The following is a 9,907-nucleotide window of genomic DNA, read 5'->3' on the forward strand; positions in this document are numbered from 1 at the left end:
GGCATCCTCGACTTCGTCAACGAGGTCGCCGCCATGACGCGGCCGGACCGGATCCACTGGTGCACCGGGTCCGACGAGGAGTGGTCGGAGCTGACCCGCTCGCTGGTCGCATCGGGGACCTTCACCCAGCTCAACCCCCAGCTCAAGCCGAACTCCTTCCACGCGGCGACCGACCCGACGGACGTGGCGCGCGTGGAGGACCGCACCTACATCTGCTCGGTCGACGAGAAGGACGCGGGGCCCACCAACAACTGGATGGCGCCCGATGAGATGAAGGCGATCATGCGCAAGCTCTACGAGGGCTGCATGCGAGGTCGCACGATGTACGTCATCCCGTTCGTCATGGGTCACCTCGAGGCCGAGAAGCCGATGTTCGGCGTGGAGATCACCGACTCCGCCTACGTCACCGCCTCGATGCGCGTGATGTCGCGGATGGGCTCCCACGTGCTGGAGCGCATGGAGGAGCTCGACGCGGCCGGAGCTGAGGTGAACTTCGTCCCCGCCCTCCACTCCGTCGGCATGCCGCTGGAGGACGGCCAGGACGACGTCCCGTGGCCCTGCAGCGACACCAAGTACATCGTCCAGTTCCCCGAGGAGCGGGCCATCTGGTCCTACGGCTCCGGGTACGGCGGGAACTCGCTGCTCGGCAAGAAGTGCTACGCCCTGCGCATCGCCAGCGTCATGGCGCGCGACGAGGGCTGGCTGGCCGAGCACATGCTGATCCTCAAGCTCACCAGCCCCGACAACGTGGTCAAGTACATCGCCGCCGCGTTCCCGAGTGCCTGCGGCAAGACCAACCTCGCCATGCTGGCGCCGACCATCCCCGGCTGGAAGGTCGAGACGCTGGGTGACGACATCGCCTGGATGCGCATCGGCGAGGACGGGCGCCTGTGGGCGGTCAACCCCGAGTACGGCTTCTTCGGCGTCGCCCCCGGCACCAACGAGCACACCAACCCCAACGCGATGAAGACCATCAACAAGGGCAACTCGGTCTTCACCAACGTCGCGCTCACCGAGGACGGCGACATCTGGTGGGAGGGCCTCGAGAACACCCCGGACAAGGCGACGTCCTGGAAGGGACAGCCCTGGACGCCGGACTCCGGCGAGCTGAGCAGCCACCCCAACAGCCGCTACTGCACCCCGATCAAGCAGTGCGACATCCTCGCCGAGGAGTACGACGACCCGCGGGGCGTCCCGATCGACGCGATCCTGTTCGGTGGTCGCCGCAAGACCACGGTTCCCCTGGTCTTCGAGGCCCGTGACTGGACCCACGGCACCTTCCTGGGCGCGACCCTCTCGTCGGAGACGACCGCCGCGGCCGTCGGCCAGGTGGGCGTGGTGCGACGCGACCCGATGGCGATGCTGCCGTTCATCGGCTACAACGCGGGCGACTACTTCAACCACTGGATCTCGGTGGGCAAGGACAACGACGCCGCCAAGCTCCCGCGGATCTTCTACGTCAACTGGTTCCGCCGCGATGACGAGGGCGACTTCCTCTGGCCGGGCTTCGGCGAGAACAGCCGGGTCCTGAAGTGGATCGTGGAGCGCATCGACGGGCAGGCGGCCGCGGTCGAGACCCCGATCGGTCACGTCCCCGACACCGGCGCCCTCGACACCGACGGCCTCGACCTCGCCGAGGAGCAGCTCGCGGCTGCGCTCGAGGTCGACGTCGAGGAGTGGCGCGCCGAGCTGCCCCAGATCCAGGAGTGGTTCGAGAAGTTCGGCGACGACCTGCCGGCGGTCCTGTGGACCGAGCTCGACGGGCTCCGGGCCCGGCTCGGCGCCTGATCCCACCGGCCCACGACAAGGGCACACGAGAAGGCCCCTTTCGCTCCTGCGGAAGGGGCCTTCTCGCATCCCCACTTGTGGGATCATCTGGGTCGGGGGTCAAGGAGAGGGGTTCACCCGCGTGCGCAGCTTCGGTCCCGACGACCGCGACCTGCTGCGGTCCGACGCCGCGAAGCTCTACGAGGAGATCGTCGCGGAGGGCGGGCTGCAGGAGGGCGACCCCCGCATGGTCACCGAGCGCCGTGCCTTCGACCTGCTCCTCGGCCTCGGGCTGATCAGCCCTGACCACGAGGGGGGCGCCTTCCACGCGGTCGACCCCGGCGCCGTCCAGTCCCGCGTGGTGGCGCCGCTGGGCCAGGAGGGCGCCCGGCTGCTGGACGAGTCGTCGCAGTGGGCCCAGACCTTCGCGTCGCTGGCGCAGGTCTGGCGTCGCTCACCCGACACCGGCCGCGGGCCGTTCACGCTGGTGCACAACGAGGCGATCGACCCCTTCATCGCCGGCATGGTGGCCGACTGCGAGGTCGAGATGCTGACCGCCCAGCCGCAGACCGGCCGCAACCGCAAGGCCCTCGCGGCGGCCGCGGTCCGTGACACCGCCCTGCTCGAACGTGGGATGAAGATCCGCACCCTCTACCAGCACAGCGCGCGGCGGCACGCGGTCACCCGCAAGTACGTCGCAGCGGTCACCGAGCTGGGAGCGGAGGTGCGCACGCTCGACGAGTTCTTCAACCGGATGATCATCGTCGACCGCAGGATCGCGGTGATCCCGGGACGGGAGGACGTCCGCAGCGCGATGGTGATCCGCGAGCCGTCGATCGTCGCCTACCTCGCCGACATCTTCGAGCGCACGTGGGAACGGGCCCGCCCGTTCACCATGAGCCAGAAGTCCTCGACGATGTCGGGCATCGCGGGAGAGCAACGGGCGATGACCATCCGGATGCTGATCGAGGGCCACAGCGACCCCGTCAGCGCCAAGCGGCTGGGAGTCAGCGCCCGCACCTACGCCGGCTACGTGGCCGACCTCAAGGAGGAGTACGAAGCGGACACCCGCTTCCAGCTCGGCTACACCATGGGCACGCTCGGAGTGTCGGGCAACGAGCACCAAGAATCCGGGCAGGAGCCCCAGGACGAGTGAACGACGGGGCCACTCGAGAAGACGCTGCAAATAGCACGAGGGCAGTGACGTCGACGTCACTGCCCTCGTGCGGCTGAGACCGGCCTGGGGATGGCGCTGGAGGCTGACGCGCGTGGGGGGAGGTCAGCCCCGGTCTCACACCTGGAGTCGATCAGGGAATGTACTTGGCGCTGTAGTCGCCGCCCTTGGGCCAGCCGCTGTCCTTCGCCGCGTGCGCGGGGGTCCCGGCCAGGCCGATCGTGATGCCGACTGTGGCCAGCACGATGCCAACCTTGGTTGCGATCCTCATTGTCTCCGCCTTTATGTCCGTGGATGGATCCGGGGTGCCCATCCAAGGCCTTTAGTCTGAGCCACCCGATCCGTCGCCGTCAGCGAAACGCTGCATCATAAAGTTGCAATGCAATTTTATGCAGTTCTGCACGGCGCGCCGCCGCAGAAGTTCCGCCGGAGGCACGAACCCTCCCCGGACGGGTCCGGGGAGGGCAGGAGCGGAGGCGGCGGGATTTGAACCCGCGAGAGGGGATCACCCTCAACCCGCTTAGCAGGCGGGCGCCATAAACCGGACTAGGCGACGCCTCCAGACAGCCCGCACAGGCTACAAGCAGCGTGCCGAAGTTGCCGAATCAGGTCGGACCTGTGGCGGTCCCGCCCACACTGCGCTCGAGGTGCGCCTGCACGTCGCGGGCGAACTCGTCCCGGTCCGCGGCCAGCACCTGGACCGGGATGGTCGTGGTCCGTCCGTCCCGGAGCCGCAGGACCAGACAGGGGACTCCCCGCGGAGTCGCGGCGACCGCGTCCTCGACCTCGGACCAACGGGCCGTGCGGACCCCGGCGCCACGCACCAGACGGACCCGGTAGCCGTCGTCCTCCAGGCGCACGACGTACCCGCGCCTGGTGACCAGGTAGCCGGCGACCAGCACGCCGAGGAGCCCCAGCGCCGCCACGACCCCCACGAACCACGCCGACAGGTCCAGCAGGGCCGCCATCAGCGTGACCACGAAGACCAGGACGGCGAGCCCGACCAGGGCGGACCCCAGCAGTCGGGCGCCGATGCCTGGTGCGAGCCGATAGTCGGACGACATGGGGATGATTGAACAAGACAGCACATTCGCGAGCTCACAGGGGTTGCCGCCCGGCCCCGCGGGGCGGCAAAATCAACAGACTCCCCGGATCCACCGGAGCCCCGCCATCCGGAGGTCACCATGACCGCGACGTCCAATGCACTCCTGCACCTTCAGCAAGCCCTGGACGCCCCACACCGGGAGGGCATCCCCGGCGGCAACTGGCGCTGGGTCGTGCGGCAGCGGATGGCCGGCGTCCGCGACAGCCTCGTCGCCGAGGGCGAGCACTGGTCCGACGGCTGGCTGGCCGCACGCGGCGGAGCGATGCTGCGGGAGCGCAACACGCTGCTGGCCCGGCTGGCCGCCATGGGCCCGGCCGTCCTCGAGAGTCCCGAGGTCGACCGGATCCGGACCGACCTCAAGCGGTTGCTGGTGGACATCTCCCACCACGTGCAGCGGCTGCACGACCTCGCCTACGACGAGGTGGAGCTCGAGCTCGGCGGGTCCGAGTAGGTCCCGAGCAGGTTCTGGGGCGGCCCGGCCCGCCCGTACACTGCTCCGTGCCGTCCCGGACGGCTCGGAGGGGTGCCGGAGTGGCCGATCGGAACCGCCTTGAAAGCGGTCGCTGGCAGAGATGTCAGCCGCGGGTTCGAATCCCGCCCCCTCTGCTCGTCAGACCCCTGCGTCACCCCAGCACGATCAGGACGTCACCCTCCTGTACGACGTCGCCGGGGCCCACCTTGACCGACCGCACGGTTCCCTCGTGCTCGGCGATGACCGGAATCTCCATCTTCATCGACTCCAGCAGGCAGACGGTCTGACCGACCGCGACGGGGTCGCCGGGGGCGACCTCGACCGCCATCACGTTGGCCACCATCTCCGCGATGATCTCGGTCAGCTGTTCGCGCGCCATGGAAGCAGAACCTAGCCGTTACCGGCGCGTACCCGGAACCGGACGACCGGTGCCGCGAGCCGTCCTACAGCAGCGGGCGGTTCCGGGCCGGCTCCGGGCGGACCTCGGCCTGGGTGTTGGTCCCGCGCCGCCGTCCGGTGCCGCTGAGCAAGAGGTCGACCCGGATCAGCACGAACCCGATCACGAGGCCCACAACGATGCCGTAGAGGACCGCGAGCGACGACTCCAGGACCGAGACCGACGTGTTGACCAGGCTGGTCGCGATGGGCGCCGTCGCCGCGACCCCGAACGAGCACACCCACCAGCCCTGGGCCCGGCGGGCACGCATGTGGATGCCCCAGGTCAGCGCCGGGACCCCGAGCACCGCCTCGAGGGGTCGCGGGAAGGCCCCGAGGTTGTCGCGGGACCAGCGCACCATCTCGAGCAGTCCCTCGACCAGCTCGGGCGTGCCGTAGCGACGCAGCAGCTCGCCGTACGCGAGCGTGACGGCGAGGACGAGGCCTCCGACCGCGACGGTCAGGACACCCCGACGGCTCAGGCCGTGCAGCCCGGCACCGAGCCGGTGCACCAGGCCCAGCGCGCTGACGAGCGCGAGCACGAGGGTCGTGTACTCGAACCGCGGCAGCGAGACCGTCGGCTCGAGCCCGACCACGGCCAGGGCGCCGACGGCCGCGATGACGGTCGCCACCATGACCTCACGGATGACACGGAGAGCCGTCACGGCGGGGACGGTCAGCATCACCGCCAGGACGGCACTCAGGACCCCGGTCATGACCGCGGCGCCGGTCGTCAGGAAGCCACGATCCAGCCACACCACCGCCGAGCCCATCGCCAGGGTGGCCGCACCGAACACCCACGGGCGGCCTCCGACGCGCGCGGAGAGCCCCCACGCATAGGCGGTCGCGACGGCCACCGATCCCGCCTGCCCGAGGTAGTGGGGACCGAAACCGAGCGTCGCGGCGATCAGGGCCCCGGCGCCACCCAGGGCCACGAGCGTGGCGACCATCGCCGGCAGCGTGCTCCCCAGCAGCCCCCCGGCCCGCGCTCGCGCCCGGGTCCACGGGGTCTGCCGCACGGCTCGTCGTCGCGGCGCGGTGTGGGGCACGCTGAGGAAGGCTACAGTCGCCGATTGGCCAGTGACGGATTGGTCCGCCGGGCCTCCTCGAGCACGTCCCTGTCGAGCGTGGCGCCGAGGACCTCGTTGCCCTCGCCGGCCTCGCACAGCACCTCACCGAGCGGGTCGACCACCATCGAGTGACCGCTGTAGCGGGGAGCCGGCTGCGCGGCGCCGACGACGAAGACGGTGTTCTCGATCGCCCGGGCGCGCAGCAACGTGCGCCAGTGGTCGACCTTTCGCGGCCCCGCGACCCAGGCTGCGGGGACGACGAGCACCTCGGCGCCCGCGGCCACCAGGAGGCGGGCCAGCTCGGGGAAGCGGAGGTCGTAGCAGGTCATCAGGCCGAGCGTGAAGCCCCCGACCTTCACCAGGGATCCTCCGGGAGGGTCGGAGAGCGGCCCGGCGGTCAGCCGGTCCGACTCGCGGTAGCCGAAGGAGTCGTAGAGGTGGACCTTGCGGTAGTCCGCCGAGACGGCGCCACGGACGACGAGGGTGTTGAACGGCCGGGCCGGGTCGTCGCTGCGCTCGAACATCCCGGCAACCACGGTCGTCCCACGGTCGTCGGCGACCCGCCCGACCTCGCTCGCGAACGCGCCGTCGGACGGCTCGGCGTACGCGCTGACGTCGGAGCCGGCCTCGCCGAAGTCCCGGGCGAAGGCCTCCGGAAAGACCACGAGGTCGGTGTCGTGGGGGGCGAGCTCCGCGAGACGGACCCGGTTGACCTCCGGTTCGAGGTCGGACGCCTGCTGCACCACTGCCACCTGCATCACGGCCCCAGCCTGCCACGTCCTCCTCGGCACACCCGGCGAGGCGGTGCCAGACTGCCGGGATGGCCGTCGACTACGCCGCCGTGATCCTCGCCGGAGGGACCGCCGTCCGCATGGACGGCGTCGACAAGGCCGGGGTCGAGTACGACGGCCGCACCCTGCTCGAGCACGCCCTCGCCGCGGTCGCCGGGGCGGTCGAGGTCGTCGTGGTCGGCGACGCGGTGCCGACGTCGCGCCCGGTGACGTTCGTGCGCGAGGACCCGCCCCGGGGCGGGCCGGCAGCGGCGCTGCTGGCCGGTCGCGACGCCCTCCTGACCCGTCCCGACTACCTCGCCGTCCTGGCCGTCGACATGCCGCGGGTCCGCACGGCCACCTTCGAGCGCCTCGTGACCGCCGCCGCGGGACGGGACGGGTCCTTCCTCGCCGACGACTCGGGTCGCCGCGCGCTGGCGGGCGTCGTCGAGCTCGCAGCCCTCGACCGGGTCCGGCCCGGGGAGGCATCGGGCATGGCCCTGCACCGCCTCCTGGCCCCGCTCGACCTGGGCTCCGTCGCCGCCGGCCCGGGCGAGGCGACCGACGTCGACACCTGGGCGGACCTTCGCGATCTCGGAGACCCACCCAAGGGCTAGCCAGGGGGTTGCGGCGGAGGCGTTGAGTGGCAACTCTGGACCTGTGAACCTTCACGACTGGATCGACGAGCTGTGCGACGTGCTCGAGATCGAGGAGGCCGAGGTCGACGAGGGACTGATCCTCGACCTGGCCCGGACCTGCGCCCACCAGGTCGAGCGGGTCGCCGCGCCGGTGACGACGTACCTGCTGGGCCTCGCCGCCGGATCCCAGGGAGCCGACCCGTCCACGGTCGAAGGCCTCGCGGCCAGGGCCCAGGTGCTCGCGGAGGGATGGGACCGACCCGCGGACGCGCCCGACCCGGACGACGTCGACGACCCGATCCCGGACGACAGCCTCGTCGACCACAGCACCGACGAGTTCGTCCGCTGAACCGACCGCCGTGGCGCGGAGGGGCTCGGCCTAGGCTGCCTGCCATGCGTGCCGTGACCGTCTCCGAACCCGGTGGCCCTGACGTCCTGACCCTGACCGACCAGCCAGACCCGGAGCCCGCGACCGGCGAGGTCGTCATCGACGTGGCAGCGACCGCCGTCAACCGGGCCGACCTGCTCCAGCGCCAGGGCTTCTACCCTCCTCCGCCGGGGGCTTCGGAGGTCATCGGCCTCGAGTGCAGCGGCACCGTGTCCGCCGTGGGGTCGGAGGCCGGGCCGTGGCAGGTCGGCGACCAGGTGTGCGCCCTGCTCGCCGGCGGCGGTTACGCGACCCGGGTGTGCGTCCCGGCCGGGCAGGTGATGTCCGTCCCGGACGGCGTCGACCTGGTCACCGCGGCCGCCCTCCCCGAGGTCGCCTGCACGGTGTGGTCCAACGTCTTCATGGTCGCCGGGCTACAGCCCGACGAGCGCCTGCTGGTCCACGGCGGGGCCGGAGGGATCGGCACGTTCGCCATCCAGCTGGCCTCCGCCCTGGGGGCACAGGTGCTCACCACCGCGGGCTCCGCGGAGAAGCTCGCGATCTGCACCGAGCTGGGCGCCGACGTGGCGATCAACTACCGCGAGGACGACTTCGTGGCATCGGTCCGCGAGGCCACCGACGGGCACGGCGCCGACGTGATCCTGGACAACATGGGCGCCTCCTACCTCGGGCGCAACGTGGAGGCGCTGGCCACCGAGGGGCGGCTGGTGATCATCGGCATGCAGGGCGGCACCAAGGGCGAGCTCGACATCAGCGTCCTCCTGCGCAAGCGGGGCGCGGTGGTCGCCACCGCGCTGAGGTCTCGCCCCGTAGCGGAGAAGGCCTCGATCTGTGCCGCGGTCGCCGAGCACGTGTGGCCACTGGTCGCCGACGGACGGATCCGGCCGATCGTGCACACCACGCTGCCCCTCTCCGCCGCCGGCGACGCGCACGCGCTCATGGAGGCGGGCGAGAACGTGGGCAAGATCCTGCTCACCACCGATGCGTAGTCTGGGCGCCATGGACGAGAAGGCCTCCCAAGGCGCAGAGGAGCAGCAGGTGGTGGTCGTCGGACCCGACGGGCAGCCGATGGGCACCCTCCCGGCCAGCGTGCTCGCCGAGGCCACCGCCGGGGGTGGGGACGACGCCGACGGCGAGCTCGCCGTGACCGACCTGGTCGAGCAGCCCGCGAAGGTGATGCGGATCGGCAGCATGATCCGCCAGCTGCTCGAAGAGGTGAAGGCGGCTCCCCTCGACGAGGCCAGCCGCAACCGGCTCAAGGAGATCCACCGCGCGTCCATCAAGGAGCTCGAGGCCGGACTGGCGCCGGAGCTGGTCGAGGAGCTGGAGCGGCTGTCGCTCCCGTTCACCGAGGGCACTCCCTCCGACAGCGAGCTCCGGATCGCGCAGGCACAGCTCGTCGGCTGGCTCGAGGGGCTCTTCCACGGCATCCAGACCGCGATCTACGCCCAGCAGGTCGCCTCGCGCGCCCAGCTCGAGCAGATCCGTCGCGCCCTCCCGATGGGCCAGGGCGGCCACCAGGGGCAGGGTCAGCCCGTCGGCATGCCGAACATGCCGAGCGGGGACCGGCCGGACGACTCCGGCGGTCCCGCCAACGGCATGTACCTCTGACAGGCACCCGACACCGGGTCGGTCAGCGGCGAGCCAGGCGGCGTACGACCACCAGGCCGAGGAGGCCGACCAGCACCGCGGCGGCGCCGGGTGCGGCGGCACGCGCGAATCCGGCGGGCGCGGTGTCCTCCACCAGCGTGCGCTGCGCGGTCGGCGGCGGGGGCGGCTCGACCGCGGTGCCCGCGCCGAGCAGCGCCTCGACCTTGTCGACCTTCGTCGGGTTCGCGACGCTCGTGCCGCCACAGGCGTCGGCGGCGTACGGCGTCTCGGTGCCGGCCGCGAAGAACACGTAGCTCGTGCCGACGTCGAGCTCCCCGAGGCCGCACGCGTCGCGGCCGCCGGCCGAGAGCACCTGCGTCTCCCGGTCGGGCGTGCCCTGGTAGGCGCGGGAGGCGGCGATCTCGTAGAGGAAGCCGTTGCCCTGCGCCTCGACCTTCTCCACCTCACCGACGAAGACCAGGTCCGCCTGGGCCACCT

13 protein-coding genes and 2 tRNA genes are annotated in these 9,907 nt (G+C 71.3%); 8 read left to right on the plus strand and 7 right to left on the minus strand.

The window, feature by feature from the left end:
- Both VFN12_RS15920 and VFN12_RS15925 read left to right on the plus strand, forming a co-directional pair.
- The coding region (locus tag VFN12_RS15920; protein ID WP_325119735.1) for a phosphoenolpyruvate carboxykinase (GTP) at positions 1-1,788 on the plus strand (1,788 nt) is incomplete at its 5' end.
- Positions 1,789-1,909: 121 nt separating this feature from the next.
- Positions 1,910-2,923, plus strand: a complete 1,014-nt coding sequence (locus VFN12_RS15925) for a LuxR family transcriptional regulator (RefSeq protein ID WP_325119736.1) — start codon at positions 1,910-1,912, stop codon at positions 2,921-2,923.
- Positions 2,924-3,074: 151 nt separating this feature from the next.
- Here VFN12_RS15925 and VFN12_RS15930 read toward each other — a convergent pair whose 3' ends face one another.
- The 3 genes from VFN12_RS15930 to VFN12_RS15940 all read right to left on the minus strand — a co-directional run bounded on the left by VFN12_RS15930 (position 3,075) and on the right by VFN12_RS15940 (position 4,005).
- Positions 3,075-3,212, minus strand: a complete 138-nt coding sequence (locus tag VFN12_RS15930) for a hypothetical protein (protein WP_325119737.1) — start codon at positions 3,210-3,212, stop codon at positions 3,075-3,077.
- Positions 3,213-3,412: 200 nt separating this feature from the next.
- A tRNA-Ser gene (locus VFN12_RS15935) sits at positions 3,413-3,502 on the minus strand.
- Between the two features lie 44 nt (positions 3,503-3,546).
- Positions 3,547-4,005, minus strand: coding sequence for a hypothetical protein (locus VFN12_RS15940; RefSeq protein ID WP_325119739.1), 459 nt, complete (start codon positions 4,003-4,005; stop codon positions 3,547-3,549).
- Between the two features lie 120 nt (positions 4,006-4,125).
- Here VFN12_RS15940 and VFN12_RS15945 point away from each other — a divergent pair, with 120 nt between their 5' ends.
- The gene (locus VFN12_RS15945; protein ID WP_325119740.1) at positions 4,126-4,497 is read left to right on the plus strand and encodes a hypothetical protein; all 372 of its coding nucleotides are present in this window, start codon (positions 4,126-4,128) and stop codon (positions 4,495-4,497) included.
- A gap of 66 nt (positions 4,498-4,563) precedes the next feature.
- A tRNA-Ser gene (locus tag VFN12_RS15950) sits at positions 4,564-4,652 on the plus strand.
- A 17-nt stretch (positions 4,653-4,669) separates the two neighbouring features.
- Here VFN12_RS15950 and VFN12_RS15955 read toward each other — a convergent pair.
- The 3 genes from VFN12_RS15955 to VFN12_RS15965 form a co-directional block, all read right to left on the minus strand.
- Complete coding sequence (locus VFN12_RS15955; RefSeq protein WP_325119741.1) at positions 4,670-4,897, minus strand: biotin/lipoyl-binding carrier protein; 228 nt, start codon at positions 4,895-4,897, stop codon at positions 4,670-4,672.
- 64 nt (positions 4,898-4,961) lie between these two features.
- Entirely contained in the window at positions 4,962-6,002 is a 1,041-nt protein-coding gene (locus tag VFN12_RS15960) for a hypothetical protein (RefSeq protein ID WP_325119742.1), read from the minus strand.
- Between the two features lie 11 nt (positions 6,003-6,013).
- The gene (locus tag VFN12_RS15965) at positions 6,014-6,781 is read right to left on the minus strand and encodes a carbon-nitrogen hydrolase family protein (protein ID WP_325119750.1); all 768 of its coding nucleotides are present in this window, start codon (positions 6,779-6,781) and stop codon (positions 6,014-6,016) included.
- Positions 6,782-6,843: 62 nt separating this feature from the next.
- On the opposite strand from VFN12_RS15965, the gene mobA reads away from it, so the two are divergent.
- From mobA to VFN12_RS15985, 4 genes are read left to right on the plus strand one after another with little or no spacing between them, the layout of a single operon-like run.
- Positions 6,844-7,410, plus strand: a complete 567-nt coding sequence (mobA, locus tag VFN12_RS15970) for a molybdenum cofactor guanylyltransferase (RefSeq protein WP_325119743.1) — start codon at positions 6,844-6,846, stop codon at positions 7,408-7,410.
- A 43-nt stretch (positions 7,411-7,453) separates the two neighbouring features.
- Positions 7,454-7,780 (plus strand): DUF6457 domain-containing protein, encoded by a 327-nt coding sequence (locus tag VFN12_RS15975; RefSeq protein ID WP_325119744.1) that lies wholly within the window; start codon positions 7,454-7,456, stop codon positions 7,778-7,780.
- A 44-nt stretch (positions 7,781-7,824) separates the two neighbouring features.
- Positions 7,825-8,808 (plus strand): NAD(P)H-quinone oxidoreductase, encoded by a 984-nt coding sequence (locus tag VFN12_RS15980; protein WP_325119746.1) that lies wholly within the window; start codon positions 7,825-7,827, stop codon positions 8,806-8,808.
- Positions 8,809-8,818: 10 nt separating this feature from the next.
- Entirely contained in the window at positions 8,819-9,430 is a 612-nt protein-coding gene (locus VFN12_RS15985) for a bacterial proteasome activator family protein (RefSeq protein WP_325119747.1), read from the plus strand.
- Positions 9,431-9,452: 22 nt separating this feature from the next.
- Here the strand turns inward: VFN12_RS15985 and VFN12_RS15990 are convergent.
- On the minus strand, positions 9,453-9,907 hold a 455-nt coding region (locus VFN12_RS15990), incomplete at its 5' end, for a hypothetical protein (RefSeq protein ID WP_325119748.1).

The organism is Nocardioides sp. (genome assembly GCF_035703625.1).
In the GTDB taxonomy this organism is placed as follows: Bacteria; Actinomycetota; Actinomycetes; order Propionibacteriales; family Nocardioidaceae; genus Nocardioides.